The sequence below is a fragment of the Cupriavidus alkaliphilus genome (assembly GCF_014191175.1).
Classification (GTDB): Bacteria; Pseudomonadota; Gammaproteobacteria; order Burkholderiales; family Burkholderiaceae; genus Cupriavidus; species Cupriavidus alkaliphilus.
Genome location: NZ_JACHWE010000002.1, coordinates 483,810 through 509,732, shown reverse-complemented (window position 1 = coordinate 509,732; position 25,923 = coordinate 483,810). Strand labels below are relative to the sequence as shown.

General features: G+C 65.8%; 22 protein-coding genes. 6 read left to right on the top strand and 16 right to left on the bottom strand.

The genetic code is table 11. The features are described 5' to 3' along the window. Positions 1 to 79: 79 nt before the first annotated feature. Complete coding sequence (locus FHX60_RS08900; protein WP_183283109.1) at positions 80 to 2,620, bottom strand: NAD-dependent epimerase/dehydratase family protein; 2,541 nt, start codon at positions 2,618 to 2,620, stop codon at positions 80 to 82. A 767-nt stretch (positions 2,621 to 3,387) separates the two neighbouring features. On the opposite strand from FHX60_RS08900, the gene FHX60_RS08895 reads away from it, so the two are divergent. Next, the gene (locus FHX60_RS08895) at positions 3,388 to 4,314 is read left to right on the top strand and encodes a LysR family transcriptional regulator (protein ID WP_112777192.1); all 927 of its coding nucleotides are present in this window, start codon (positions 3,388 to 3,390) and stop codon (positions 4,312 to 4,314) included. Positions 4,315 to 4,382: 68 nt separating this feature from the next. Here FHX60_RS08895 and FHX60_RS08890 read toward each other — a convergent pair whose 3' ends face one another. The 9 genes from FHX60_RS08890 to FHX60_RS08850 form a co-directional block, all read right to left on the bottom strand. Beyond that, positions 4,383 to 5,363 (bottom strand): Bug family tripartite tricarboxylate transporter substrate binding protein, encoded by a 981-nt coding sequence (locus tag FHX60_RS08890; RefSeq protein ID WP_183283108.1) that lies wholly within the window; start codon positions 5,361 to 5,363, stop codon positions 4,383 to 4,385. A gap of 79 nt (positions 5,364 to 5,442) precedes the next feature. After that, positions 5,443 to 6,654, bottom strand: a complete 1,212-nt coding sequence (gene tcuB, locus FHX60_RS08885; protein ID WP_183283107.1) for a tricarballylate utilization 4Fe-4S protein TcuB — start codon at positions 6,652 to 6,654, stop codon at positions 5,443 to 5,445. Next, the gene (gene tcuA / locus FHX60_RS08880) at positions 6,638 to 8,068 is read right to left on the bottom strand and encodes an FAD-dependent tricarballylate dehydrogenase TcuA (protein WP_183283106.1); all 1,431 of its coding nucleotides are present in this window, start codon (positions 8,066 to 8,068) and stop codon (positions 6,638 to 6,640) included. Before tcuA ends, tcuB begins: the two co-directional genes overlap by 17 nt. A 239-nt stretch (positions 8,069 to 8,307) precedes the next feature. Next, complete coding sequence (locus tag FHX60_RS08875; protein ID WP_183283105.1) at positions 8,308 to 9,000, bottom strand: aspartate/glutamate racemase family protein; 693 nt, start codon at positions 8,998 to 9,000, stop codon at positions 8,308 to 8,310. A 214-nt stretch (positions 9,001 to 9,214) separates the two neighbouring features. After that, positions 9,215 to 9,847: a hypothetical protein gene (locus FHX60_RS08870; protein WP_183283104.1), complete on the bottom strand. Its 633-nt coding sequence runs from the start codon at positions 9,845 to 9,847 to the stop codon at positions 9,215 to 9,217. 220 nt (positions 9,848 to 10,067) lie between these two features. Next, a complete protein-coding gene (locus tag FHX60_RS08865; RefSeq protein ID WP_092316874.1) occupies positions 10,068 to 10,529 on the bottom strand; it encodes a RidA family protein in 462 nt (153 codons plus the stop codon). Positions 10,530 to 10,563: 34 nt separating this feature from the next. Continuing rightward, entirely contained in the window at positions 10,564 to 12,012 is a 1,449-nt protein-coding gene (locus FHX60_RS08860) for an aminotransferase class V-fold PLP-dependent enzyme (protein WP_112777186.1), read from the bottom strand. Positions 12,013 to 12,243: 231 nt separating this feature from the next. Continuing rightward, the gene (locus tag FHX60_RS08855; RefSeq protein ID WP_183283103.1) at positions 12,244 to 12,915 is read right to left on the bottom strand and encodes a response regulator; all 672 of its coding nucleotides are present in this window, start codon (positions 12,913 to 12,915) and stop codon (positions 12,244 to 12,246) included. Next, positions 12,912 to 14,378, bottom strand: a complete 1,467-nt coding sequence (locus tag FHX60_RS08850; RefSeq protein WP_260163794.1) for a cache domain-containing protein — start codon at positions 14,376 to 14,378, stop codon at positions 12,912 to 12,914. Before FHX60_RS08850 ends, FHX60_RS08855 begins: the two co-directional genes overlap by 4 nt. Positions 14,379 to 14,911: 533 nt before the next feature. Here FHX60_RS08850 and FHX60_RS08845 point away from each other — a divergent pair. Beyond that, positions 14,912 to 16,945 (top strand): hypothetical protein, encoded by a 2,034-nt coding sequence (locus FHX60_RS08845; RefSeq protein WP_260163793.1) that lies wholly within the window; start codon positions 14,912 to 14,914, stop codon positions 16,943 to 16,945. Positions 16,946 to 16,989: 44 nt separating this feature from the next. Here FHX60_RS08845 and FHX60_RS08840 read toward each other — a convergent pair whose 3' ends face one another. From FHX60_RS08840 to ampC, 3 genes are all read right to left on the bottom strand, one after another. Continuing rightward, positions 16,990 to 18,378, bottom strand: coding sequence for a YncE family protein (locus FHX60_RS08840; RefSeq protein WP_183283426.1), 1,389 nt, complete (start codon positions 18,376 to 18,378; stop codon positions 16,990 to 16,992). Between the two features lie 49 nt (positions 18,379 to 18,427). After that, the gene (gene copM / locus FHX60_RS08835) at positions 18,428 to 18,865 is read right to left on the bottom strand and encodes a CopM family metallochaperone (RefSeq protein WP_183283101.1); all 438 of its coding nucleotides are present in this window, start codon (positions 18,863 to 18,865) and stop codon (positions 18,428 to 18,430) included. A 145-nt stretch (positions 18,866 to 19,010) separates the two neighbouring features. Then, positions 19,011 to 20,198, bottom strand: coding sequence for a class C beta-lactamase (ampC, locus tag FHX60_RS08830; RefSeq protein WP_112777181.1), 1,188 nt, complete (start codon positions 20,196 to 20,198; stop codon positions 19,011 to 19,013). A 195-nt stretch (positions 20,199 to 20,393) separates the two neighbouring features. Here ampC and phnC point away from each other — a divergent pair, with 195 nt between their 5' ends. The 4 genes from phnC (at position 20,394) to FHX60_RS08810 (ending at position 23,689) form a co-directional block, all read left to right on the top strand. Continuing rightward, positions 20,394 to 21,248, top strand: a complete 855-nt coding sequence (gene phnC / locus FHX60_RS08825; protein ID WP_092316897.1) for a phosphonate ABC transporter ATP-binding protein — start codon at positions 20,394 to 20,396, stop codon at positions 21,246 to 21,248. A gap of 52 nt (positions 21,249 to 21,300) precedes the next feature. Further along, positions 21,301 to 22,302: a phosphonate ABC transporter substrate-binding protein gene (gene phnD, locus FHX60_RS08820; RefSeq protein ID WP_183283100.1), complete on the top strand. Its 1,002-nt coding sequence runs from the start codon at positions 21,301 to 21,303 to the stop codon at positions 22,300 to 22,302. A 107-nt stretch (positions 22,303 to 22,409) separates the two neighbouring features. Beyond that, positions 22,410 to 23,222, top strand: coding sequence for a phosphonate ABC transporter, permease protein PhnE (gene phnE / locus FHX60_RS08815; RefSeq protein ID WP_112777179.1), 813 nt, complete (start codon positions 22,410 to 22,412; stop codon positions 23,220 to 23,222). 5 nt (positions 23,223 to 23,227) lie between these two features. Beyond that, positions 23,228 to 23,689 (top strand): GNAT family N-acetyltransferase, encoded by a 462-nt coding sequence (locus tag FHX60_RS08810; protein ID WP_183283099.1) that lies wholly within the window; start codon positions 23,228 to 23,230, stop codon positions 23,687 to 23,689. Position 23,690: 1 nt separating this feature from the next. Here the strand turns inward: FHX60_RS08810 and phnN are convergent, their stop codons facing one another. From phnN to phnF, 3 genes are all read right to left on the bottom strand, one after another. Continuing rightward, positions 23,691 to 24,293, bottom strand: coding sequence for a phosphonate metabolism protein/1,5-bisphosphokinase (PRPP-forming) PhnN (gene phnN / locus FHX60_RS08805; protein ID WP_112777177.1), 603 nt, complete (start codon positions 24,291 to 24,293; stop codon positions 23,691 to 23,693). Further along, complete coding sequence (locus FHX60_RS08800; protein ID WP_183283098.1) at positions 24,290 to 25,015, bottom strand: DUF1045 domain-containing protein; 726 nt, start codon at positions 25,013 to 25,015, stop codon at positions 24,290 to 24,292. Before FHX60_RS08800 ends, phnN begins: the two co-directional genes overlap by 4 nt. A gap of 126 nt (positions 25,016 to 25,141) precedes the next feature. Next, complete coding sequence (gene phnF, locus FHX60_RS08795; RefSeq protein ID WP_112777175.1) at positions 25,142 to 25,876, bottom strand: phosphonate metabolism transcriptional regulator PhnF; 735 nt, start codon at positions 25,874 to 25,876, stop codon at positions 25,142 to 25,144. Positions 25,877 to 25,923 lie beyond the last annotated feature (47 nt).

The following is a 25,923-nucleotide window of genomic DNA, read 5'->3' as shown; positions in this document are numbered from 1 at the left end:
GGGATGCATCAGCGCTCAAGCCTGGGCAATCCAGGAGCGCTCCAACACGAATTTATACACAAGGCTCCATCTGCGCCATTCAGGCACTCGGTTGCCGCAATGGCATGTGCAGACGCAAGCGTGCAATCCTGTCCCATTCGCCGTAATGGCCTTCGATGCGACCCAATGGGATGGAAAGAAGGACCAGTGCCACCCCGAGAAAAGCAGAAGCCGCTGCTCCCACATCGGTGTAACCCTGGATCACCCATGGCGATGTCATCAGCCAGACGCCGAAGCCAATATTCAAAAGGCGTAGCGGACGCGCGACCTCGCCCCACGCCATGATCGAGACGGTTACCACCAGGGAACCAACGACGTGATCATTGCCGGCCGCTACCCCCGACGCATCGAAAAGAAGGCGAGTGCACATAAGCGTGACGCCAATCACGCAACTTGCGAGCAAGGTCCAGGGGACATTGACACCTGAGAAGAGCATTTCGCGCACCACCGTGCCGGCAGGGGCCGCAAAGTTGTCTGAAGTATCGGCGCGGCCGCCGCCCATGGAATCGCCGCACATCAGTACGTACCACCACTTCTTGCCCTGCTGCCGCCGATCTTTCAGGAATTGCCAGGTCGCGAGGATCTCGTCGAACGAGTATGGAATCTGGAGCAACATCGCCAGCGCCCCGACGAGGCAAAGCGCGCACCATGTTCCGATCCAGATCGGCTGGATGATAATGAAACCAATGCTGACAACGCCGAGTGGCACGATCAGGATGCCGAACAGCAGGACGAGCCACGGCATGGTGCGCCAGCGTCGCTTGTCGCCAATCACCCCCGTAATGATTTCCAGCACGTATACAGTCGCGCCGAGTCCTGCATCTGCGACTGGCCATGCCTCCGATACCGACGAGGTGACGATGCGCTCCGTACCGTCACCGAAAAGCGGGTCCCAGGCGGCATCGATATGCCCAAGCTGATAAGCGGCGAGGTAGCGCGAGATAAACAGGCCGACGAACGCGAGTGCGATGATAGGCATGCGGTTGGTCCATCCTGACGGACTATAGTCCCAGCCCGGCAACGTATCCGGGCCGCCGATGCGGGCGATCGGGTTGATGCCTGGTGCGGACGGAATGGCAACCGAGAACGCGATGGCGAGCGCACCGACCAGTGTATCGTTGGCATACGCCGCCGCGCTTGGGGTCCAGAACAGCAGTGGCGCAAATAGCAGCCACAAGCCAAGTGCCGCCACGGTCCAGCGTGCCCATCCGGCATCCCGCGACAATGACACCAGCCCGAATAGCGCGATCAGCGCTCCGGTGACGACATCGCTGATGGTCATCCACGTATCGGAGTAAGCCAGCCCGCGTCCTGTCGGCGTGATCGGTTCAACCGCCTGCATCCAGTGATCCACGTAGCCCAGGATGAAAGGGCTTGTCGCCAGCCACAGCCCCAAGGCGACATTGGCGAAGTGGCACCACAGTGTGCGTTGATGTTCAGAGCGGTCCAATGCGTGGTAATCGGTGATTGCAGCAGGGCTTGGCGCGCCCCGGTCTGCGCTTTCCTCCAGCCACAAAGGTAACGGCAATTTGTTGCGCTTGTACCAGTGCTCAGGATCCTGGAGCAAGGCTCCGATCATTGCCGGCAGGCTGCGTCGCAAGCTGTGTCGGGGCTGCCATCCGAGCAGGGTTTCGGCGCGCCCGATATCGAGTTCGTAATGGTCGTCCGCTAATCTGACCATGAATGGCTTGACGAACGGTTCCTCTCCGCGGTCAATGGCGTCCGGAATCATCGCCTCCGCCTTGTCCTGCAGCCATGCGCCGGTGGCGGCGACAGCTTTCGGGATCTCGTTCGTATCCCACGTTTCACCGTGTACCAACTGCCCGATCAGGTTCTGCAAGGCTTCATAGCTTTCCGTCACCGGCTCGCCAAGTAGAGCCGTGGTTTCCTGGGGCAGGTGCGCGCGCCGCTCCACCGCACTGCGGAAGGCCGACGCTACATCTTCCAGGTGGACGCATGCTTGCCCGCGCGACACATCGCCGGGAAACAGGCGACTTTGCATCTGCCGCTCATAGATGCGTTTAATTTGATAGGCCAACGCCGGCAACTCGCAATGGTCGCTATAGACTCCCGCGATGCGGAAAGTCAATGCAGGGATGCTGCCACGCTCGGCATGCAGAACACGCTCAGCTGCGAGTTTGGACTCCGGATAGGGCCACGCCGGCTCTAGTGGCGCATCTTCGTTGATCCGCTGTCCAGGCGCCGTCGGGGCATGGACGAGCATGGTACTGGCATAGATAAACTGCTCCACCTCGAATGACTGCAATGCGCGCAGCAGGCGTTGCGTCCCTTCGACATTCACCGCTTCGTATTGCGGCTTGGGTTCGCCCGAAAAGTCGTAGAACGCTGCCAGGTGGATAACGGAGGCGAGACGGGTGCCGTAATGCCGGCGCACCTGCGCCAACGCGTGCTCCAGCGATTCGCTGGAGGTGATGTCCCCATTGATGCAGCCGCTGTCCTGCTCATGACACTCGCGCTCCAGGCCGACGATCGTATAGGCCCCGGTCAACTCGCCCGCGATTGCCTTCCCGAGCCGACCTTCATAACCGGTGATCAGAACAACAGGCTTTTGCGAAACCATGGCATCCCCTTAAGGTGAGCACGCAGGCAGGATGTGCGCACGCAAGAAGCGCACCCAGAACGTTCCTTTGCGATCAGAGAGAAGCCAAAAACTGGCGGTTCGACCAAGCTATTTCGCGATCCGCAACCGGTAAGAGAAAGGCGCCGCGCGGCTGGCTCAGTCAGGCCACAGTAGTTACAACGACCACGGCGATGAAAAATTAGCTTCATGATGATGAACTTCCTGCGCCGGTGCGATAGCAACAGCGGACCTGCGCGGGCTCGATATTTTTCGTCCGCTCGATGCAGGGTGCGTGGCGCTTGCGCCCATGGCATGGCTATCCGGGAGCGCACGATTTGACATAACACTTATTATGCGAAGAGAGGGTGTTGGCCGTTATTAGTAATGTCCGCTTCTGGCTAAGTTCAAATGTCCGAGTTTGGCAGGCGCAAGCTTGACGGCTTCCACCTTGGGAACCCGTCATGCCAGCAGGAGCCATTACCGCGACGACGCGGCAGATCGACCGGCTTAAGTTTGTTCAGGCGCTGGCCCGGTTGGCCGATCGACACATTGCAAATTTGCCGCCTGGAAATCCCGCATGCCTGGCAGGAAATGTCCGGCGCTCCTCGCGTGGAGTACTTGGCAGCGATGTAGCCGACGGCGCCTATCCTCCCCGCGCGCGCCCCGCCTGCCCGGTGCTACCATTGCGCGGCATTCTGTACAGAAAGACAGATAGCCAGTCACCCGTCGCTGCGGCGACCGCGTGGTGCGATGCCATCAGATATTCCATGGAACTGCGTCAACTCCGCTATTTCGCCAAGGTCTGCGAGCTCGGCAGCTTCGGCAAGGCAGCGCTCGAACTGGGACTTGCGACCTCCGCGCTCAGCCAGCAGGTCAGCAGGCTCGAACGCGAACTGTCCACGCGCCTGCTGCAGCGCCAATCCACAGGCGTGGTGCCAACCGATGCCGGACTGGCATTCCTGCGGCAGGCCCAGCTGACGCTGCGCCACGCCGACAATGCGGTACGGGCCGCGCAGCAGGCGCGGCTCTCCGGCCATGTCAGCATCGGCCTGGCGTCGACTACCGCCGCGGTGCTGGGCGTGCCCCTGCTGCGTGCAATGGCTACGCGTTACCCCGACGTACGGGTCCACGTGGTCGAGGCGCTGTCCGGGCATCTGAGCGAGATGCTCAACGCGCGCAGGCTGGATCTGGCCATCGTGTTCCGTACCGAGACCGCGCGCCGCTGGAGCGTGACGCCGCTCCTCGATGAAAAGCTCTATGTGCTCGGCGCCGCGGGCTTGCCGGGCCTGCCGGTCAGCCAGCGTGCCCGGCTCGCGCAACTGGGGGAGCTGCCGCTGATCCTGCCGAGCGTTACCCACGGTCTGCGCGCTCTGCTCGACGCGGCCTTTGCGCGGGTGCGCGTGACGCCGAACGTGGTGGTGGAGATCGACGGCCTGTCGATGCTGATGGACGCGGTGCGCGCGGGCTTTGGTGCCACCATCCAGCCGGGCGCAGCGACCGCGCGCCTCAATGATCCGACGCTGGTCCGCTCGCTGGTGGTCGACGCCCAGGTTGGACGGCACAACCTGCTGGCCAGCCTTTCCGATGATGAACTATCGCCCGCGGCACTGGCCGCGCGGGTCGTGCTGGCCGACACCGCGCGCGGCCTGGTTCGCGACGGCGCGTGGTTCGGCGCGACGCTCCACCAGGATTGAGATCGGGACGACCGCGCCGCAATCAACCGCCGTTCACACGCGCCGGCGCGATGGTCCGATGGCCGGCCTCAATCGACCGTAATCTTCCGCTCCCTGACGATCGCGGCCCACTTTGCGCTCTCCTTCTTCATGAAGGCAAGCAGTTCCGGCCGCGTGGTCGGCTGCGGTGTCAGGCCATGCTTGTTCAGCGCATCTTTCACTTGCGCATCGTTCAGCACCTTGACGACCTCCTGATTCCAGCGATCGAGGATGGGCGCCGGCGTCGTGCCCGGGGCCACGAAGGCGTACCAGTTCAGCGCCTCGAAGCCGGGGTAGCCGGATTCGGCCACGGTGGGGACGTTCGGCAGGTACGCCGGCCGTACCGGACCGGTGGTGGCCAGCGGCACCAGCTTGCCGGCCTCGACTTGCGGCATCGCGGTCGGCGGGGCCGCAAAGTATGACGTCACGCGCTGGCCAAGCAGATCCTGGAGTGCCGGAGCACCGCCCTTGTATGGAATGTGGACCATCTCGATACCGGCACGCTGGTTGAACAGCTCTCCCGCCAGATGGGAAGCAGAGCCAGCGCCGGTCGACGCATAGTCCACGGCGCCGGGCTTCTTCTTCGCCAGCGCGACCAACTCGGCCAGGTTCTTCACGCCGGCGCCCTTGTGCACCACCAGCATATTGGGAAAGTTCACGCCGCCCGATACCGGCGCCAGATCCTTGAACGGATCGTAGGGCAGCTTCATGAGATGTGGGGCGATGGTCAGCGGCCCGATCGAGCCGAACAGCAACATGCTGCCATCCGCAGGACCGCGGGCCACCAGTTGGTGGGCAATATTGCCGCCAGCGCCGCCACGGTTGTCGACCACAACCGGCTGGCCGAGGTTGTCCGCCAGCTTCTTGGCGATCAGCCGCGCGGCGGCATCGGCGGCGCCGCCGGCGGCGAAGCCCACCACCAGCGTAACCGGCTTGCCGCCGGCAATGGGCTGCGCTTGCGCAACGCCCGATGACAGGGAAAAGCAGAGCGCGGCCAGCAAGGTTGCGCGCAGGGTCGGTCGACGGTCCATCGAATCGGTCTCCGTATTGTCGTTCTGGAAAGGGTTATTCTGGAAAAGCGTGGGGACTGGCCAGTTGCCGGGCAGCCGCTCAGTCCGCCCCGAGCCCGACCGGGTTCGGCCGGCGCTTCTCCACCGCATGGCGCAGCAGCGCGGCACTGCGGAACACGCCGTGGGCAAACTTGCCGTAGGGCATGGTGGCGAACAGCGCCATCACCGCGCCCAGGTGCAGGCACAAGAGCATGGCCATCGCCGGCGTGCCGCGGCCCAGCCACAGCGCCAGGCCGCTGGTGGCGGTAAGGAACAGCAAGGCGATGAAGCCGAGGTCCATTGGCCGCTGGCCGTGCGCCAGGTGCAGGCGGTGACGTTGCAGGTTGAGCCACCCGAGACCCGCGGTGCCGGTCGCGAGACTGACACCACCGATGCCACCGAGCAGCTTGGGCAGGCTCGGCAGCTCATATGGCGCGTGCCAGCCAAAAGCATAGTGATAGACCGTCGCCACTGCAGTTGCGGCAAAGCACAGCAGGAAGCCATAGAACGTCAGGTGATGGAAACGCCGGCGTGACAGCGTGAAGGCGTCGTCGGCATTGTTGCAGCCGGCACCATGCCCGCCGTCGAGGTATTTCAGCCGCAGCACGGCAGCAGCGGCTTCTGCCGCCGCCGGGGCGCTTACCGGGGCACCGCTGGTCGCGGGGGTGACTTCGCGCCAGAACCTGCGTATCCCCATTGCCAGTGCAAGCACCACGAACCCGAACACCGGCGCAAACATCGACACCAGCAGGTTGTGCGGGAACAACGCATAGAAGTTGCCAGTGGCCGGACCGGGCCACAAGGTGTCGTTGAGCGCCACGGCCAACAGCAGGAACAGCGTCAGGCCGAGAGCCAGGGCCAGCGACAAGGTGAGGCCATTGCGCCGGTACAGCGCGCCGAGCCTTGGCGGCCACGCATAGTCCTGGTAGGTCTGGCCACGGACCTCCGCCATCGCCACCGGGATATTGACGGCAAACTCGTGCGGCGGCGCGTACTGGCAGGCATGCAGGCATGCCCCGCAGTTGTGGCACAAATTGGCCATATAGTGCACGTCGGCACGGCCAAATTCGAGCCGCCGCGTCATGGCGGGAAACACCGCGCAGAAGCCTTCGCAATAGCGGCAGGCATTGCAGATCTGCAGGATGCGCGCGACTTCGCCCTCTGTAGCCGTCAGCGGCAATACGGGATGGATCGGAATCACGCGTCGGTCATTGCCACCCACGCCTTGCGCGTCGGCATGCGCCTGATCGACCAGTTCAGCTAGCGATGGCATCGGACTGCTCCATGTCGAAATCGGGATGTCGGAAATCACAGGCACGCGCGGCACTCACGCCGGCGATGCGGCCAAAGGCCGTGCCGATCGCCATGCCGACGCCCGCGGTATAGCCCTTGCCCAGCACGTTGCCGGCCATCATTTCGCCGGCGACGAACAGGTTCGGGCTAGGCCTGCCATCGAAGTGGACCTGCGCCCGCTCGTTGACCCTGAGGCCGAGGTAAGTGAAGGTCACGCCGGGACGCAGCGCGTACCCGATATAGGGAGGCGTATCGAGCGGCCGGGCCCAGTGCGTCTTGGCCGGTGCGATGCCGTCGGTGGCGCAATCGTCCAGCACCGTGTGGTCGAAGGTACCGGGCCGGCAAGCGGCGTTGAAGGCTTCAACGGTCCGCACGAAGGTGGCTTCCGGCACCCCCAGCTTGCGCGCCAGTTCGTCCAGCGTATCGGCGGTCGTACCCGGGAACACCGGCGGCATGAAGCGGCCGATGGCCTTCTGGTCAATGATCGAGAAGCCGATCTGCCCCGGCTGCTGCGCGACCAGGCGTCCCCAGATCGCATATCGCTTGGGCCAGAAGTCCTCGCCCTCATCGTAGAAGCGCTCCCCGTCGCGGTTGACGACCACGCCGAGCGAGACACAGTCGATCCGCGTGCAGATGCCGCCGTCATAAAGCGGAGCGCGTGCGTCGATCGCCACCATATGGGCCTGGGTTGGATCGCCGATCGCATCGGCCCCCGCGTCGATCATATGGCGCAGCAGCACGCCCTGATTGAAGCGCGTGCCGCGGATTAGGAAGTTGTCCGACGGCCATTCGCCGCGTTCGTTCTGGCCCCAGGCTTCGCGCAGCCAGTCCCGGTTCGATTCGAAACCGCCGGCGGCCAGCACGCAGGTCCTGGCCTCGATGCGTTCGCCGGTTGCGGTCAAGGCGGCGACGAAACGGTCCCCGTCGCGCGCGATGGCGGTAACCGGGGTGTCGTAGCGGATCTCGACACCAAGTGCCTCGGCGCTGCGGAAATAGGCGTTGACCAGCGCCTTGCCGCCGCCCATGAAGAAGGCATTGGTGCGCGCCACGTGCAGCGCCCCTGACAATGGCGGCTGGAAATGGACGCCGTGTCGGCGCATCCAGCCGCGGCATCGCGACGATGCACGGATCGTCATGCGCGCGAGTGGCTCGCTAGTGATGCCACCCGTCACCTTCAGCAGGTCCTGCCAGTATTCCTCTTCCGGGTAGGCATCGACCAGCACATCCTGTGGCGCCTCGTGCATGCAGCGCAGGTTGCGGGTGTGCTGTGAATTGCCCCCGCGCCATTCGCGCGGCGAGCCTTCCAGCAGCAGCACCGAGGCACCCGCTTCGCGCGCCATCAACGCGGCGCACAGCGCGGCATTGCCGCCGCCGATCACCAGCACATCTTTCATGGGGAATCTCCTTGTGGGCTCGACTGTATGCAAGGCCCGACGGAGACGAAAGGTGACGGCGATTAAGACGTGTTAAGTAATTGTGAAGGGTCGGGTGGTGACCGGAACCGTCGGACCACAGGGCAAAATCAACGAACTGGGGATCCCTACTCCTACACGCTCACGACTGATGTCCCCACCCAGCTTGGGCAGACTTCCGCATGTCCGGGACCCGAGGTCGGCGCACTTCATCGGCCCGCTCAGCTGAGCGCCAGCGCCACCCCAGCCTGCGCATGGAGCGCCGTGGTATCGAACACCGGCAGCGCTACATCCCCCTGGCCGATCAGCAGCGTGATTTCCGTGCAGCCAAGGATCACGCCTTCGGCGCCTTGCGCAGCGAGTTCGCCAATGATGCGCTGGCAGTCAGCCCGGGCGTCGTCGCGCACGATGCCGTGGCAGAGCTCTTCATAGATGATTGCGTGAACCCGTTCGCGCCCGGCCAGGTCCGGCACGACGACGTCGATCCCGTGCATGTCGCGCATCCGTCCGCGGTAGAAGTCCTGCTCCATGGTGAAGCGGGTGCCAAGCAGGCCTACGCGTCGGATGCCGGCCGTTTGCAACGCGTGCGCGGTGGTGTCGACGATATGGAGGAACGGGACGGCAAGCGCCGCTTCGATCGCCGGCGCTACCCGATGCATGGTGTTGGTACAGAGCAGCACGAAATCGGCGCCGCCAGCCTGGACCTGCCGTGCCGCTTGCTGCATCAGGCGCCCAAGCTCGTCCCATTGCTCCGCGTGCTGCAAGGCCTTGATCTCGTCGAAGCAGACGGTGGCCATGAGGCTGCGGGCGTTGTTGTGGCCGCCTAGCCGTGCTTTCATTTCCTGGTTGATCAGTCGGTAGTATTCGGCCGAGGATTCCCAGCTCATGCCGCCGATGAGGCCGATGGTCTTCATGTTCCGCTTCTCCTTGCGCAACGGGTCTCGTAATCTTGAAAAGACTAGCAGCGCGGGGCGATGTCAGACATGAACAGTTTCGCTGAATTTGCCCTGGCCAGTGCTGGCTCGAATCGCGATAAAGCGCGACGGGAATGGTGGCCGCTGGGCTTGAAGCCATCGGATTCACAGGAACCGAGCCATGTTCGCGAACCCTGAATGACCGGCGTGCGCCCTACTCTTTCACGCGCACGACTGACGCCCCCATCCAGCTTCTTCTCAGGTAGAGGACGGCCGGCTTGCCATTATCTCCATGGCTCCCGTGGCCAATCGATCCATCCCGGCCGACAGAGAAGACTTCGTCCTTCATCGGCCCCGTCAGGACCTTGTATTGAACGTAGGTCCTGGCAGGCGTCCGATGCGCAGACGGCTGAACGATGGTGGTCCAACGCTGCGCAGTCACTGACGATGGCGTGCCGTAGGCGGCGTTGTAGAGATTCATGACGGTGGCTCCCTCGAATGCCACCAGGACCAGGGCGCAGGGAAACAGGAAGTACAAGAGGCCGCTGCCAAGCTCGCTGATCTGTGTGCCGATGGGGCGGATCATTGCGGCCAAAAGGGTCTGAGCGGCGACGAAGATGAACAGCCCGGCAAACACCAGCGGAAATCGCAGCAACCACCAGCGCAGGCTCTGGTTTCCACCCAACGGATACGGGTCGACTTCGCCTAGGGCGATCACCATGATGGTCGCGATGCCAACGATCATCCCGATCGCTATGCCGGCCTTGAAGGCGTCGCTGCGGCCTGGCTTGTCCGAAGCCGATGCCGATGCCGCAGCGCGGTCTGATGTTTCGATACCCGGCTGCATCCTTGCTCCGATCTGAAGGTCTCCTGGCGCCACCGCCATTCGTGCGGGCGCATCCACGCCTGCTGGTGTTCTCGCAAGGCAATGGATGCGGCTTGCGACATTGTAAAGGTGACGCACATCCTGGCTCCGCGCGCGCCCTTGCCACCGCGATGCAATCCCAACACCAACAGCGGGGACGGCCAAAACCGTACCCCGCTGCCCTCTTCCCCCCAAAAAAACCTCAGGGCTTGACCGCGATCGCCCCGATCTCCACGGCAACGTCGCGCGGCAGGCGCGCGACCTGCACCGTTGCCCGTGCGGGGGCGACGCCGGTGAAGTAGGTCCCGTAGACCTCGTTCATCTTGGCGAAGTCGTTCAGGTCCTTCATGTAGACGGTGGTGGAAACGACGTCTGCCATGGTCATGCCGTCGGCTGCCAGCACGGCCTTCAGGTTATCGAGCACCAGCCGGGTCTGGGCTTCGATGGGGGCATCCTTGAGCAGTTCGCCGGTCTTCGGATGGATCGGGATCTGGCCGGCAAGGTACAGAACGTTGCCGGCGCGGACGGCCTGGGAGTATGGGCCGATGGCCTTGGGGGCATCGGCCGAGGCGACGGCGCGCAGCGTGCCGCCGTGCTGGGCGCAGGCCGAGAGCGATGCCACGCCGCACAGCGCCGCGGCCATCAGAGCAATAGATCGTTTCATGGGCTTGACTCTTGTCGTGTTGAAACGGGACCGGTTACGCCATGGCGCCGGACAGGGTCCACATCGAATCGACCAGCCGGTCGATGTCGTTCGCGTCGTGCCACAGGTGCGTGGAAATGCGGATGCCGTAGTGCTGGGCCGGCGCCCCGATGACCTCGAAGTTCACCGAGCGGATCACGAAGCCCGGGGCGAAGTCGCTCAGCATGCGGTTGACGAACAGCGTGGCCTTTTGCTGGTTCATGGCATCGTCGCGATTGCGGAACGGGTTGAAGCAGGTCAGCGCGGACAGCAGCTTCGGATCGTCCTTGGGCGAATACAGCGATTCGACGCCCCAGCGCTCGACGATCTTCTCCTTCAGGTACGACGACAGCGTCAGGTCGTAGGTCTCGATCTTCTTCCTGCCGATGGTGTCCCACATCTCGCAGGCGCGGGCCAGCGCACGGAACATCGGCACGTGAAGGCTGCCGCAGGACGTCACCGTGGCGGCGATGTCATAGGCACCGCGCGCCTGCCGGACATAGGAACTGGTATGGATCGGATACCATTCCGGGAGCGGCAGCGGATTGGACGGGCGCATCTTGTTGCGGATCACCAGGATGCCGGTGGAACCCGGGCCGCACTGCCACTTGTGGCCGGCCCCCGACATGAAGTCCATGCCCAGCGCGCCGTAGTCGTACGCCATCATGCCAGGCAGGTGGGCGCCGTCGACGATGCTGATCAGGCTGTGGGCCTTCACCACCTGCATCAGGTCGGCGATCGGCAGCATGGTGCCGGTCTTGTAGGTTGGCGACGACCACATCATCGCGCGCACCCGCTTGCCCTGCCCCTTGAGCGCGCGGATGCGCTCGTCGAACAGCTGGACATAGGTGCTTGCAGTCTGGTTGTTGCCCACCGGCAGCGCAATGGTCGAGACCTCGATGCCGTAGCGGTCCACGGCGATATTAAGCGGGGTCAGGCCGCCGCCGTGTTCGTGATTGGTGGTGACCACCACATCGCCCGGCTCCCACTTGATGCCGAGAATCGCATGGCACATGCCCGACGAGGTATTGCCGGAGAATGCCACTTCGTCGCCGTCGACGCCGAAGCCCTTAGCCACGGCCGCGCGCAGGTCGGCCAGGTTGCCGTAGCCGCTCGATGAATCCGCGGCCTTGGCCAGGTTTTCCTGGCTGAAGACGTCGAGCACCACCTTGGGCATCGAGCCGCCGGTGCCGATGTTCATGTAGACCTTCTCGGGCTTGAGCACGAACATGCCCTGCACCTCGTTCCAGAAGGCTTCGTCCTGCGCCAGCTGCGAACGCAGGTCAGACGATGCCGCCGAGGCGTCGTCCGAACAGGCGCTGATCAGCGGCGCCAGCGCCAGCGAGCCGGCGCCGTAGGCCAGCATGCGCAGGAAATCGCGCCGCTTGGGCGTCCACGTCGCCAGCTCTTCCGGATGCGGTGGCGTCGCGACAGCCGCTCTCTGCTTTTGCTTCAGCTCGTCCATGGTGCTCTCCCGTTGTGTCCTACGTTCGGCGCATCGGCCGGCCAGCATGCCCGCATGCCTGTCGCCTGTTCTGGGGAAAAGTCTATGCAAACAACCGCGGCAACAGCAGCACGACTTTCCCCTACGCAGTAATACAGAGAGCCCGTTTTGCGCGGCGATGATGGTGCGCACCACCGCCCTGCCGCGGTGCAGGCGCACCAGGCATGAACACATCGCACGGCTAAAGGGCAGTCAGCAGTCCGCGGCCAGTGCGGCGTCGGCCAGCTGGATCGCGTGCAGGTCGGAGAAATGGACCGCGTACTTCACCAGCTCGGCGCGGCCGCCCACCTGCAGCTTGCGGCGCAGGTGCAGCCGGTGCGTTTCGACGGTGCGCACCGAGGTGCCGAGCCGCTCGGCGATCTCCTTGTTGGAGCGGCCCTCGGCCAGCAGCTTCAGCACCGTGGCTTCCTTCGGCGTGAGCGTGCGGCGCGAAGACGGCGGGGGCTCATCGGTCTGCAGGAAGGCTTGCAGTTCGGCGTTGAGGTAGGTGCCGCCGGCCGCGACGGTGCGGATCGCGGTCACCAACTCACTCGCGGGGGCTTCCTTGAGGACGTAGGCGGCGACGCCGAGGGCAAAGGCGCGCCGCACGTATTCCGGATCCTTGTGCATCGACAGCGCGATCACGCGCACCGACGGGAAGCGTTCGGCAAAGCGCGTGGCAAGCTGCAGGCCGTTGGCATCGGGCATGTGGATGTCGGATACCACCAGGTCCGGGCCATGCTGTCCGGCCAGGACGACGGCTTCTTCCACGCTCGCCGCCTGGCCCACCACCGTCATTTCCCCGGTGGCCTCCAGGCGCAGGCGGACGCCGTCCAGCACAAACGGATGGTCATCGACCAGCAGCACACGAAGGGTTGGGGTCATGCGGCAGGCCTCCTTGCGGGGGAATGATGGCCCAGGCCGCGTTCTGGCCGGGTCCTGACTGGTACTTCGGGCTCTGGCGGCGGCAGGCGCAGCCGTGCTTCGACACGCGTGCCGTCGGTGCCGCTATGCACCGCAAAGTCGCTGCCTTCCAGGCTTTCGATGCGCTCGCGCATATTGCGCAGGCCGATACCGCCCTTGCCGTCGGCGCGGACCTTGTTCAGGTCGAAGCCATGGCCGTTGTCCTCGATCGTCAGCGCAACATGATGGGCGCCGCCGGCGAGCGTGACCTGCACCCAGCCGGCCTGCGCGTGCGTGAGGGCATTGTTCAAGGCCTCCTGCGCGACCCGGAACAACGCGGTGCGCTGGGCCTGCGACAGCGCCGGCATGGCGCCCTGCTCGGTGAAGCGCAGGTCGACGGCACGCTGCGGCCGCAACTGCTCGACCAGCATGCGCAGTGCGGCCGCCAGTCCCAGGTCGGTCAGCAAGACCGGATGCAGGCCGTGCGAGACGCGCCGGATCTCGACCAGGGCCTCCTGCAGGCGGCCCAGGCCCTGCGCCAGCAGTGCCTGCGGGGCGTGGCGGCGCGACGGCGGGTGGTCTTTCGCCTGGTCTTGCTGCCGGGCCTTTTCCGTGTCCTGTTCCAGATGCACCTGAGCGGTCTCAAGCAGGTACTTGGACGACACCAGCACCTGCACCACGCCGTCATGCAGCTCGCGTGCCACGCGCGCGCGCTCCTCTTCCTGCGAACTCACCACGCGCCGTGCCAGGCGCCGCAGTTTTTCGCCGGAGATGCGGGAGTTGCGCAGGTTCCAGGCCAGCCCGGCCAGGCTGATCAGCATGACCGAGCCGATCGCGAAGGCGGTAAGCCGTATCTGCGTATCGCGCAGCGTGCGCGCGGCATTGGCATCGAAGGCGGCCAGCTCACGCTCGATGTCGTCCATGTACAGGCCGGCGCCGATGATCCATCCCCAACTGTCGGCCGTCTTCACATACGACATCTTCGGCGCCTCGGCCCGGGAGGACGGCTTGATCCAGTTGTATCGGACAATGCCGCCGCCGGCGTGCGCCTGGTTGATCAGCATCCTGGCCTGGTCGCTGCCGGTATCGGCCGGATCGCAGAAGTCCACCCCGTCGATCCCCATGCTGCCCGGGTTCAGCAGCACGTTGCCGAAGCGATCGTAGACAAAGAAGTAGCCGTCATTGCCGAAATGCATGCGCGAGAGTGCGGCAAGCACCTGCTGCTGCAGCGCAGTTTCCTCGCCGCTGCCCTGCGCGATGCGCGCCAGCGTGGCATGGCCGAGTTCGACGTAGTGGCGCAGCTCCTTTTCCTTGCTGGCCACGTAGACGGCCTGGACCTGTTTGCGGTCCTGCCGGGCATGGCTGACCATCTGGTACGAGACCGCCCAGGTTACCAACAGAAAGACCACCAGCATGAAGGCGGCCGCCAGGGCAACCGTTCTCATGCGGATCGTCACGCTTTGCACGCGCGGGGGCAATTGGATCATCGCGGGGGCCCAGGGGAGCCGGTCATACTCGGGCTGGCGTACCGACTGCAAGGCCGCCGACGAAACACCGAAGCGGCGCTGGCGAGAACGCCGACGCCGCCACGACAAATCGATTCCTCCCAATTCGATTTATCGAAACCGCCTCGTACGCGCGTTCTGGTGCCGCGCTTTGCCGGGTGGTTTCTCGACCCCTGATGCAGCCGGCGAACGGATGGGCTCAACCGATATGCATGAGGAAACCTATGACGTTTTATGGCAAAAAGCAAGCAGCGTGCCGGAGCACGCTGCCCAGGATGCAAGCGCGACAAAACGTCGATTGGGGCGACTACCGATAACAATGCAGACATGGGCCGCGCGCGCGAGGAAATACACTGGAAATATGTGCTGGCGTACTAAGCCGCGGCCGGAAAGCTGCCAAAGTCCACCGGGCGGATGTTTGCGCCCCCACGATTTTCCGTTGCGCCGCACAGAGACTCATGCCTGGAAAACGCTTGCCATCGCCCGACACTGCCACGCGCCGGGCCGTGAACCTGACGTTGGCTGCCTGCGCCGTCGTGCTGGCGACGGCCGGCTGCGAACGGGAAGCCGACCGCCGCGCCACGGCGCCGGTGCCAACGGGCACCGCATCGGTGGCGGCGGCGACCAGGCCGGTGCCCGCGCAGGTGCCCACCGAACAGGCGCCACCCGCACCGCCAGTCCCGGCAGCACCGCCGCGGCCATGGTTCGACGACATCCTGGACGCCGAAGGCAAGCTGGTGCGGGAAGCCTACTTGGCCATTGCCTCCGATTACAGCAGCGACGAGGCCATCGCCTATCGTTATGGCGCGGCCAATACCAGGCCGGTGGCGACGGCGCCAACTCACTGGCAGCCGAACGACAAGACCTTCTATCCGCACGCCAATCCCTGCTACCAGAAGGAATTTCCGAAGGCGGAGCCGGATTACAACCTGAAGGTCATCTATCAGCTGGGCCAGCTGGATTGCGCGCGCAATGATTACGGCAGCAATATGGGGGATGTCATTTATCGCGCCGATGCGGCGTCGGACCCTGGAGTCACCTCGCTGCTGACGCTGGCCCTGAGTGCCGGGACGATTGCCGAAAAGCCGCAACTGCCGTGGGTTTACGGGCATGTCGCGACCGACCCCCAGCTGAACAATCATGTTGCGGCCAATGGCGGCGTATTGCCCCGGCGCCCGATCGCCATGGGGCGCTGCAGCGAGCACGATTGCGCCCAGGCCCTGATCGCTTTCCAGAACGGCCTGATTGCCTCGGTCGGCAGCAACACCGCCTCGCACTCCGCCGCGGTGAAATTGCCTGCGGGCAAGGTGCCAACGGCGATTGCGATCACGACCAATTCGGAATTCGCGCTGGTCACGGTATGGGATACCGTAAGCTTCAAGGGCCAGGTGGCCGTGCTGGCGCTGGGCAGCCTGGCCGATGGCAGCAAGGTGGGCGGGCCCTATGACCCCAGCGCGGGCTCGTGGCCAGGCCTTTACCCCGGCCTGCGCAACATATCCAACTTTGTCTTTATCAAGCTGCTGGGCTTTGTCGACCTGCCCGGGATGGTGGCGCCGACGGAGGTCTCGGCGGTGACGGATTTTGCCGTGATGCAGGACAACAGCACGCAGGGCTGGCTGATCGACCCGGTCGGCCGCCGCGGTGCCAGCCTGACCATGACCGAGGTAAACCCCGCCACCAGCAGCGTGAACCAGAGGAGCTTCACGCGTGCCGGCATCAACGGCAAGCTGGTGTCACGCGCGGGCGTGGCCGCGGTGATCTCGAAGTCCGAGAAGAAGGTGGTTTTCCTGGACCTGAAGCCGCTGTTCGACAAGGTCAACCGGACCTACTTCGAAGCCAGCCATGCTGCGCTGCAATCGACGCTGGCCAACACCGGCCTTGGCGATGCACAGTGGCCGCCAGTGTTTGCCGTCGACAACTACGCGCCGACCATCGTCAAGTCAGTCCGCCTGCCGCAAAAGCCCACGGCGGTCAGGATCTCGATCCTGCCGCTTCCCGGCCGCGCCTGGGTAGCGACAGAGGAAGGCAAGATCCGCGCGTTCTCCGTGGCGGGGCTGCAGTCCGGCCGCAATCCGGACCCCAGGCTGATCGAGGAGATGCTGAGCGTGCAGGTCGGCAAGAATCCCACCAGCATGAAGCACCATGTCAACGTGGGGCTGGGCAATTCCAACACCCGGCTGTGGGTGGTCTCGCGCGGCGCGCAGAAGATCCAGCTGGTCGACATGGTCGGCCTGACCGTGGAAAAGACGCTGCAGGACTCGCGCATCGTCGATCCCATCGCGGTGGACGAGACCCAGCAGAACCCCTTGCTGACCAGCGTGATCACCATTACGGACTACACCGGCAGGCAGGTGATGAACTACCGCTACGCGCCGATCTCATTGCAAGGCGGCAATACGCCGCTGCAAATGGGCGTCGGCAAGTCGGGCAATGCGCCGTTCGAGTTTGGCGGCGCCTATGACGTGCCCGGCAAGCCGTTCGATTTCACCCAGAGCAATGTCCCCTGAGCGCCCTGCCCGGCTGCCCGCAGGCGGCGCAGTGCCGCCAGCCGTTACGGCGCGCTGAGCAGCACCGCCGCGGCCGGGTCCGGCGGCGCGTTGCCCTCCATCACCATCAGTTGCACCGGTGACGGCGCCTGTGGCGACAGCGTCGACACCACCTCGCGCAGCGGACCGATGGCGGTGCCATTGGCCATGCCGGCCGGGTTGGTCCTGAAGCTGGCCACCGGCGCCTTCTGCGCGCCCACATAGACGCTGTAGCTGGTTTCCGGCTTCAGCTTGAACAGCGAAACCTCCAGCGCGTCGACCACGCCCAGGTTACGCGCCACCACGAAACCCTTGGCCTCGCCGCGGGGCGGCCTGAGCGCAACGTTGACGGGTTCGCTGTTCGCCCGCGGCACAAGGTTGTCGGTGCCGGCTCCGGCGGGCACCGCATTGCTGACATAGACCAGCGCCTGTGGCGCCTGGCCCACCGGCACGCGCGCCGTGACGCGGTTGGCCGCGGTGTCGATCACGTCCACCGCGTCGCCGTTCTCGAGGCCGACATAGATCCGCGAGCCGTCATCGGCGGCCCAGATGCCATGCGGCAGCGCGCCGACCGGGATGGTCGCGGCCAGCGTGGGCGTGGCGTCGGTGGTGAACACCTTGACCACGTTCTCGCCGCCCACCGTCACGTAGGCGAGCGTGCCGCGGGCGGTGCGGGCAAAGGCCACGTGGTTGGTGATGAAGCCGGTGTCGAACACGCCCTTGACGGCCAGCTTGTCGGTGTCGATGCGCGTGACCTTGCCCACGTCCTTGTGCGTCATCCAGACCTCCTTGAAGTCCGGCGTAAATTGCAGGAACGGCGAGAACGGGCTGGCCACGTCCAGCCGCTTCACCACCTTGCGGGCCCTGACGTCGATCACGTCGACCACCGGATTGAAGCTGGACACGACGAAAGCAAGCTTGCCCGCCGGATGGAACAGCACCATGCCCGGCCCCGCCGTGGTCGGGATGCGGCGGGTTTCACGGAACGTGGCGGGATCGATGACCGAGATGTAGTCTTCGCCGCGCACCACCACCCATACCTCCTTGCCGTCGGCGGTAAAGAAGCCCTCATGCGGAGAGCGGCCGATATACGCGATGCCCTTGACCCGGTTGGTGGCGGTATCGATGAACGCGACCGAGTTGGAGCCATTGGAGATGGCGATCAGCGTCCGGTGGTCCGGCGAGAACCCCAGGCCGTGTACGTTGAGTTCGCCCTTGTACAGCGGCGACAGCACGTCGGGCCGTGCATTGCCCAGCCGGATCTGGCCCAGCAGCCGGTTGCCGGCGGGGTCGATCACCGACACGGTGTTGCTGTTCTGGTCCGCGGTGTACACGCGGTCCTGCGGTTGCGGGGCGGCGCCGGCCAGCGGCGCGCCGAGCGAGATGGCCAGGGCGACAAGCGTTTTCTTCTTCATGGCGGTCATGGAACTGGATGCGGTTGGCTCGGTGGCGGGATTGGCGTGGTCAGCGCGGCGTGGCCTGGGGCGGCTGCGCCTGGTGGCGCTGCAACCACGCCTGCATCAGCCGTATCTCGTTCTGCTGCTCGGTAATGATGGCCTGGGCCAGGTTGCGCAGCGCCGGATCCTTGCCGTACAGCAGCAACGCCTTGGCCATGTCGATGGCGCCCTGGTGGTGGGGGATCATCATGGCCACGAAGTCATGGTCCGGCACGCCATTGGTCGGCGCCTGGGTCATGCCGTGGTGCATCACGCCCATGGCGTCATCGATCAGGCCGGCGTAGGGCTTTGCGGTGCTGGCCACAAAGGGCGGCGATGCCGCCGCGTGGGCGGGGTGCTGGTGGGCATTCTCGGCCGGCACGGCAAAGCTGGCGGCCGACAGGCACAGCGCCGCCAGGGCGCGTGCCGCGGTGGCGGCGCCATGGCGTGAGGAACTCCGTTGCATCGCGGGTCTCCGGTTGGCCGGGCCTGGCGTGTGCCTGGGCCCGGGCGGTTATCTGCGTATACACGCTGGACGCCACGATTATTCCGCCCCCACCAAAAAATTCTTCCGGCGTTGCGGAGCCTGGGCCGCTATTGGCAAGCCTCTGTCAAGGCTTCCGCTCCCCCGCGGCCTGGCCGTCCAGGTATGTCAGCACCTGGAACGCCGCCTTCACCCGTTCCGCGACCGGGTAGTTCTTGTTCGCCAGCATCACGATGCCGATGCGTTGCGACGGCACGTAGGCGACATAGGCGCCAAAGCCATTGGTCGAGCCGGTCTTGTTGACCAGCATGCCGCTGCGCGCGGCCTGCGGCGGCTCCAGCCGCGCCACCGGATTGGCCTCGAACACCACCTGCTGCGAACTGCCGGCCAGCACGCTGTCGCGCTGCGCCGGCCAGGCGTACATTTCCCAGGCCAGCCCCTGCACCATGTCGCCGACCTGGAAGTAGCCGGTGCGGGTCGCGGCCAGCGCGCGCCGCAGGGTCTCGTCGAGCCCGGTGCTGTCGATGTTGGCCCTGACGAAGCGCATCATGTCGGCCGAGGTGGTCTTCACACCGTAGGCCTCGGCATCCAGCACGCCGGGCGTCACGCGGGTCGGCTTGCCGTCCCTGGCGTAGCCATAGGCATAGTCACCCATGCGCGCTTTCGGCACCGTGATGTAGGTGCTGCGCAGCCCCAGCGCGGGGAACAGGGTCGTCTCCATCAGTACGTCGAACGGCTGCCCCATGCTGCGCGCGGCCAGGAAGCCGAACAGGCCGATGCTGGGATTCGAGTATTGCCGGTAGGTCCCCGGGGCGTAGCGGGGGCGCCAGTTGCGGAAATAGTCGACCATCTTGCCGGTATCGGTGACGGCCGCCGGAAACTGCAGCGGCAGCCCGCCGGCCGCATAGGTGCCCAGGTGCAGCAGGCTGGTCGCGCCCACGCTGCTGCCGGCGAGTTCCGGCAGGTACTTCGCCGCATTGTCGGCCAGCGACAGGTCGCCGCGGGCCTGCGCATAGGCGGCCAGCGTCGCGGTGAAGGTCTTGCTGACCGAGCCGATCTCGAACAGCGTGTCGGCGTCGACCTTGCGGCCATCGGATTTGTCGGCCACGCCGTAGTGGAAGTCGTACTGCTTGCCGCCAACCGTGACGGCCACGGCCATGCCCGGCACGTCATGCGCCTGCATCACCGGCTGGACCGCCGCGTCGACGACACGCTTGAGCGCGCCGGCATCGACGCCAGCATGGGCACTGGCGCCGCAAAGCAGCGCCGCAGCGGCGGCAATGCCCTGCATTGCCCTTTGAAGAGTTTTGTTCATATCAGATCGTCGAGACCGTGGTGTGCCGGCAAACCAGCGTAGCCAGCGCAGCGAAATAAACGAGACTTTACCGGGTCCCTGGCCTGGCCCCGGGGAAATCGGTGTCCGATGACCGCTCCCGATCGGTCCGCCAGTCATCGTTCTGTCATCCACCCCCGCCAGAATGCGCAGGTCATTCAAGTCAGGGGAGTCGACATGACGCACGCAATTGAAGTCCGCGGGCTGAGCAAATCGTTCCGTGCGGACCGCAAGGCGCTTGACGATGTCACGCTGCAGGTCGCACCGGGCGAGATGGTCGCCCTGCTGGGCGCGTCCGGATCCGGCAAGTCTACGCTGCTGCGCCACGTGGCCGGCTTCGTCACCGGCGACGCCGGCGCCGGCGAGATCCTGGTCAACGGCCGCCACGTGCAGCGCAACGGCCGGCTGGCGGGCAACGTACGCCAGGTGCGGCGCGAGATCGGTTTCGTGTTCCAGCAGTTCAACCTGGTGGGCCGCCTGCCGGTGATCACCAATGTGCTGGTCGGCATGCTGTCGCGCGTACCGAAGTGGCGCGGCCTGCTGCGCGTGTTCAAGGCCGATGAAATCCGCAGCGGGCTCGATGCCCTTGCGCAAGTTGGTATAGACGACTATGCCTTTCAGCGGGCTTCGACGCTGTCGGGCGGCCAGCAGCAGCGCGCCGCGATTGCGCGCACGCTGGTGCAGAACGCCAGCGTGATCCTGGCCGACGAGCCGATCGCCTCGCTCGACCCGGAATCGTCGCGCCGCGTGATGTCGCTGCTCAGGCAGATCAACCGCACCCGCAAGGTGGCGGTGGTGGTGTCGCTGCACCAGGTGGACGTGGCCATGCGCTACTGCCCGCGCGTGGTCGCGCTGCGCCACGGCAAGGTGGTCTATGACGGCCCGTCGGCGGCGCTGACGCCGGCCATGCTGCGCGACCTCTACGGCACCGAAGCCGACGAACTGCTGCGCGATGCCGTGCCGGAAGACGACGACGCCACCGCGCCCATGCCGGCGCCGGCGCTGGTCACGATGAACCTGGCCGCCGCCTGAGCGGTTGCCGCAGACCCATTCACCCCAAACCGCATTCCACCGGGAGTTGCCCATGCTTCGCAGAATTTTCATCGCCGTCGCGGCCTCGGCCGCGGTTGCCCTCCCCGCCCTGCCCGCCTTTGCCCAGGAGGCCAGGAGCCTGAGCATCGGCTTTATCTCGACCGAATCGTCGTCGAACCTGAAGACCGCCTGGCAGCCGCTGATCGACGACCTGAGCAAGACCCTGGGCGTGCCCATCAAGCCGTTCTTCGCCTCCGACTATGCCGGCATCATCGAAGGCATGCGCTTCAACAAGGTGCAGATCGCCTGGTTCGGCAACAAGTCGGCCATGGAGGCGGTGGACCGCGCCAGCGGCGAGGTCTTTGCGTCGGTGATCGACAAGGACGGCAACCCGGGCTACTGGTCGGTGCTGGTGGTCAACAAGGACAGCGACCTGAAGAGCGTCGAGGACGTGATCAAGCGCGGCAAGGACCTGACCTACGGCGCCGGCGACCCCAACTCCACCTCGGGCACGGCGGTGCCGGGCTTCTACCTGTGGAACGCCAACAAGGTCGAGCCGAAGACGCTGTTCAAGGCCGTGCGCATCGGCAACCATGAGACCAACCTGCTGTCGGTGCTGAACAAGCAGGTCGACGTGGCCGTCAACAACACCGAGAACATGGAGCGCTACCGCATCAACACGGGCAAGAACGCCTATGACCAGGTGCGCGTGCTGTGGAAGTCGCCGCTGATCCCGGCCGACCCGATGGTTTACCGCAAGGACCTGGCGCCCGAACTGAAGAAGAAGATCCAGACCTTCTTCGTCAACTACGGCAAGGGCACCGACGCGGCGCGCGAGAAGCAGGTGCTGGCGGGCCTGACTTACCAGGGCTTCCGCGCCTCGAGCGATGCGCAGCTGGTGCCGATCCGCCAGATCGAGCTGGCACGCGAAAAGGCCAAGATCGAATCGGATACCACGCTGGCCGCCGCCGACAAGGAAAAACGCCTGTCCGACGTGACCCGCCGCCTGGCTGAGCTGGACAAGGCCGCCGGCAGCGCCAGCAGCACGCAGTAATCCGATCGCCGCTGCCACACTGTTCATCCTGTCTCACCGAGGCCGGGGGCCCGTCGCCGCCCGCCTCGCCCCCGCATTCCCATTCCCCGTTGCATCCGGACCGTTCCATGACAGTCACCGCCACGCCTGGCCTCCCTCCCTCGCCCCGAAGCCATGTGCGCCCGCCGCGCACATCCCTTGCCGTGCCGCTGACCTGGGCAGTGCTGCTGGCCATGCTGGCCCTCTCGTGGCAAGGCGCCGACATGCGTCCGCTCGACCTGCTGCGCGATTCCGACAACATGGCCAGGTTCGCGGCGGATTTCTTCCCGCCCGATTTCCGCGACTGGCGCCACTACCTGGACGAGATGCTGGTCACCGTGCAGATCGCGCTGTGGGGCACGGCCCTGGCCGTGGTGATGGCGGTGCCGCTGGGGCTGCTGTGCTCGGCCAACATCGTGCCGGCCTGGGTCTACCAGCCCGCGCGCCGCGTCATGGACGCGTGCCGCGCCATCAATGAAATGGTGTTCGCCATGCTGTTCATCGTCGCCGTCGGGCTGGGCCCGTTCGCCGGCGTGCTGGCGATCTGGATCCATACCACCGGCGTGCTGGCCAAGCTGTTTGCCGAAGCCGTCGAAGCCATCGACCCGCGCCCGGTCGAAGGCGTGCGCGCCACCGGCGCGGGCCCGGTCGCGGAGATCGTCTACGGCGTGATTCCGCAGGTGCTGCCGCTGTGGCTGTCGTTCGCGCTGTACCGCTTCGAGTCCAACGTGCGCTCGGCGTCGGTGGTGGGCATCGTCGGCGCCGGCGGCATCGGCACCGTGCTGTGGGAAATCATCCGCAGCTTCCAGTACGGGCAGACCTGTGCCGTGATGATCATCATCATCGTGTTCGTCTCGGCCATCGACATCCTGTCGGCCCAGATCCGCAAGGTGCTGGTCTGAACACCATGCCGACCACCGAAGTCTCGCTGGCGCTGCGCGAAGTGCGCGGCTCCGACGCCGAGCTGCTGCACCTGTCCGCGCTGCTGGCCGCGATGGACGGCGAGGCGCCGCTGCCGCTCGCCACCATGCGCGAGCGCTATGCGACCATGCGACGCTATCCTGACTACCGCTGCTACATGATGGTGGGCGCCGATGAGGTGCCACTGGGCACCTTCAGCCTGCTGGTGTTCCCGGTGATGGTCCACGACGGGCGCCCCGAGGCGATTGTCGAAGCGGTGGTGGTGGCACCGGCCGCGCGCGGCATGGGCATCGGCAAGGCCATGATGCGCGAGGCGATGCGCCTGGCGCGCGAGGCCGGTGCGGCCAAGCTGGCGCTGTCATCCAATGCGCGACGCCTGCGCGCCCACCAGTTCTATCGCCAGCTCGGCTTTACCGAGCACGGCATCAGCTTCAGCATCGCGCTCTGAATCAGGCCTGGCGTGCCGCTGCAGGTGAGGCGCCCGGTGCCGCACCCACCAGTTGCGCCAGCGCCGCCACCGCGCTCTCCAGCCCGCCGCTGTTGTCGATCTCGACCAGCCGGCATCCCGCCGGCACGGCGAACGCCTGCCGCGCGCGGGCCAGCCGTCTGGCAATCGCGTCTTCCGCTTCGCGTCCGCGCTGGCGCAGCCGCGCGGCCAGCACCTCGGGCTGCACCCGTACGTGCACCGCGCACAGCCTGGGGTAGCGTGCCACCGCCTGGGGCAGGTACTCGCGCGAGCCGTTGACGATCACCGTCAGGCCGCGCGCCAGCCACTGCTCGATCTCGATGCCGATGCCGTAGTGCAGGCCGTGGCTGTGCCAGTCCAGCGCCAGGCAGCCCAGCGCCCGGCGGCGGTGGAATTCCTCGGGCGTCAGCGCCACCGAGGCCTCGTTGGCGTCGGCGGCGCGGGTGATGTAGCGATGCGCGATGACGATGCGGTGATCGGCGCACAGGCGCTCGCGCAGCGCGCGCAGCAGCGAGTCCTTGCCGCTGCCGGACGGTCCCATCAGGTAGAACAGGCCGTCTCCGTCGGCCACGGTCGCGGCGCTCATGTGCCCAGGTACGCCGCGCCGGCGCCGTCCACGGTGCTGCCGTCGAAGCCGTAATGGCGGGCGACGACAAAATCCTCGCCCGCGGCGGGCTGCACGAAGACGCTGACGCGGTCCACATGCAATGGCGATTGCAGCAGCTTGCCGCTGGCTGCTTCCAGTTGCGCGATCGCGGCGCGCTGGCTGGCGACGTCGAGCATGCCGGTCAGGGTGATATGGAACACGAAGGTGCCGAACACATACGGATAGCCCCATGCGTCGAGCATGCGGCGCTCTTCATCGCTCAACTGGTCCGGCGCGCGCCTGGCCAGGTCCTGTGCCGAAGGCGGCGCGCGCAGGGGATCGAAAGCCAGCACGCAGGCATCGGCCAGCGCCTGCATCGGCGGCGAGCCGCCATCCGCGAGCGTCCACGCGATAAAACCCCGCAGCGCGCGCAGCGCCAGCGCTGCATCGAACGGCGTTTGCCGACGCGCAAGCTCCCGCGCGGCGGCATCGACCATCGCCCCACTGGCGCCGTCGGCAAGCCTGAACGGCGGCTTCAGAGTGGCATGCAGGCCGTAGTGGGCCGGCGCCTTGATCCAATCCGCCGGCGCGGCGGGCATGTCGCCGGGCGGAGGCAGCGTGGCGCCGGTGTCGGCGTCGCGCCCCAGCCAATGTTTGCCGAAGGTGCCCAGCGGGCCGGATGGCGACAGGTAGATGGCGTAGCGGTACGCAGCTTGAGTCATGCGGCAAGGTTACCAGCGGCATCACGCGCGCGCAGGCGCAGGCTGCCCCGGTTTGGTGGGGTTGACCGCAGACAGTAGCGCAGGCAGATGACAGCCGGATGTCTAGACCAATCCCGCGCGGCCGCCTCAGTCACGGTCGGACACCGTCAGCTGCACCCAGTCGCCGGCGAAACGCACCACGCTGTACTGCACCGGGTTGCCGTCGATATCGACGTTCAGCGCCTCGACCTGCAGCACCGGGCGCGTCTTGGGCTGGTTCAGCATCCGCGCCACCGGCGCGCTTGGCATCGCCGCGGTAATGCGCGACCACTTGCGCGTGTAATCGGCAATGCCGTAGTGCGCCAACGCGCGCGATACGGATTGCCTGGCGCGCAGCACCTCGTCGATGCCGGGAAAGCGCTTGAGGTCGAAGTAGTGCTCGGCCACGTCGATGGTGCGGTCCTCGGCCTTGCCGATCATCTGCGCATGGAGCAGCTCGGCGGTGCGTGCCAGCCCCAGCTGCCTGGCCACGTCCGGCGCGCGCACCACCTGGCTGGCGACGACTTCGGTATGGCCGCGCACGCCCTGCGCCGCCAGGTTCTGCGAGAAGCGCGTGCGGCGCCCGATGGCGTAGTCGATCGCGTGCTCCTGCACGAAGGTGCCGCGGCCCTGCTCGATGCGCACCAGCCCGCTCAGTTCCAGCTCGCCCATGGCGCGGCGGATGGTGTGGCGGTTCACGGCGAAGCGGTTGGCGAGCTCCGGCTCCGGCGGCAATTGCTCGCCCGGCAGGTACAGCTTCTTGCGGATGTCGTCCGCCAGCGCCTCGCCAATCTGGCGCCACACCGCGACGCCCGAACCCCGTTCCACTTCTCGATCAGACATCTTGCGCTGTCCTCTTGTCATCAAGCGTTAACCCATGCCGTGCGATT

What these genes read in the sequence shown, in the direction of transcription:
- FHX60_RS08865 (WP_092316874.1), bottom strand. Translation starts at nt 10,529, where the DNA reads ATGAAACGATCTATTGCTCTGATGGCCGCGGCGCTGTGCGGCGTGGCA.
- phnN (WP_112777177.1), bottom strand. Translation starts at nt 24,293, where the DNA reads ATGAGCGCCGCGACCGTGGCCGACGGAGACGGCCTGTTCTACCTGATG.
- phnF (WP_112777175.1), bottom strand. Translation starts at nt 25,876, where the DNA reads ATGTCTGATCGAGAAGTGGAACGGGGTTCGGGCGTCGCGGTGTGGCGC.
- FHX60_RS08900 (WP_183283109.1), bottom strand. Translation starts at nt 2,620, where the DNA reads ATGGTTTCGCAAAAGCCTGTTGTTCTGATCACCGGTTATGAAGGTCGG.
- FHX60_RS08860 (WP_112777186.1), bottom strand. Translation starts at nt 12,012, where the DNA reads ATGGACGAGCTGAAGCAAAAGCAGAGAGCGGCTGTCGCGACGCCACCG.
- phnD (WP_183283100.1), top strand. Translation starts at nt 21,301, where the DNA reads ATGCTTCGCAGAATTTTCATCGCCGTCGCGGCCTCGGCCGCGGTTGCC.
- FHX60_RS08855 (WP_183283103.1), bottom strand. Translation starts at nt 12,915, where the DNA reads ATGACCCCAACCCTTCGTGTGCTGCTGGTCGATGACCATCCGTTTGTG.
- FHX60_RS08850 (WP_260163794.1), bottom strand. Translation starts at nt 14,378, where the DNA reads ATGAGAACGGTTGCCCTGGCGGCCGCCTTCATGCTGGTGGTCTTTCTG.
- tcuB (WP_183283107.1), bottom strand. Translation starts at nt 6,654, where the DNA reads ATGCCATCGCTAGCTGAACTGGTCGATCAGGCGCATGCCGACGCGCAA.
- FHX60_RS08840 (WP_183283426.1), bottom strand. Translation starts at nt 18,378, where the DNA reads ATGAAGAAGAAAACGCTTGTCGCCCTGGCCATCTCGCTCGGCGCGCCG.
- FHX60_RS08890 (WP_183283108.1), bottom strand. Translation starts at nt 5,363, where the DNA reads ATGGACCGTCGACCGACCCTGCGCGCAACCTTGCTGGCCGCGCTCTGC.
- phnE (WP_112777179.1), top strand. Translation starts at nt 22,410, where the DNA reads ATGACAGTCACCGCCACGCCTGGCCTCCCTCCCTCGCCCCGAAGCCAT.
- FHX60_RS08875 (WP_183283105.1), bottom strand. Translation starts at nt 9,000, where the DNA reads ATGAAGACCATCGGCCTCATCGGCGGCATGAGCTGGGAATCCTCGGCC.
- tcuA (WP_183283106.1), bottom strand. Translation starts at nt 8,068, where the DNA reads ATGAAAGATGTGCTGGTGATCGGCGGCGGCAATGCCGCGCTGTGCGCC.
- FHX60_RS08870 (WP_183283104.1), bottom strand. Translation starts at nt 9,847, where the DNA reads ATGCAGCCGGGTATCGAAACATCAGACCGCGCTGCGGCATCGGCATCG.
- phnC (WP_092316897.1), top strand. Translation starts at nt 20,394, where the DNA reads ATGACGCACGCAATTGAAGTCCGCGGGCTGAGCAAATCGTTCCGTGCG.
- copM (WP_183283101.1), bottom strand. Translation starts at nt 18,865, where the DNA reads ATGCAACGGAGTTCCTCACGCCATGGCGCCGCCACCGCGGCACGCGCC.
- ampC (WP_112777181.1), bottom strand. Translation starts at nt 20,198, where the DNA reads ATGAACAAAACTCTTCAAAGGGCAATGCAGGGCATTGCCGCCGCTGCG.
- FHX60_RS08810 (WP_183283099.1), top strand. Translation starts at nt 23,228, where the DNA reads ATGCCGACCACCGAAGTCTCGCTGGCGCTGCGCGAAGTGCGCGGCTCC.
- FHX60_RS08895 (WP_112777192.1), top strand. Translation starts at nt 3,388, where the DNA reads ATGGAACTGCGTCAACTCCGCTATTTCGCCAAGGTCTGCGAGCTCGGC.
- FHX60_RS08800 (WP_183283098.1), bottom strand. Translation starts at nt 25,015, where the DNA reads ATGACTCAAGCTGCGTACCGCTACGCCATCTACCTGTCGCCATCCGGC.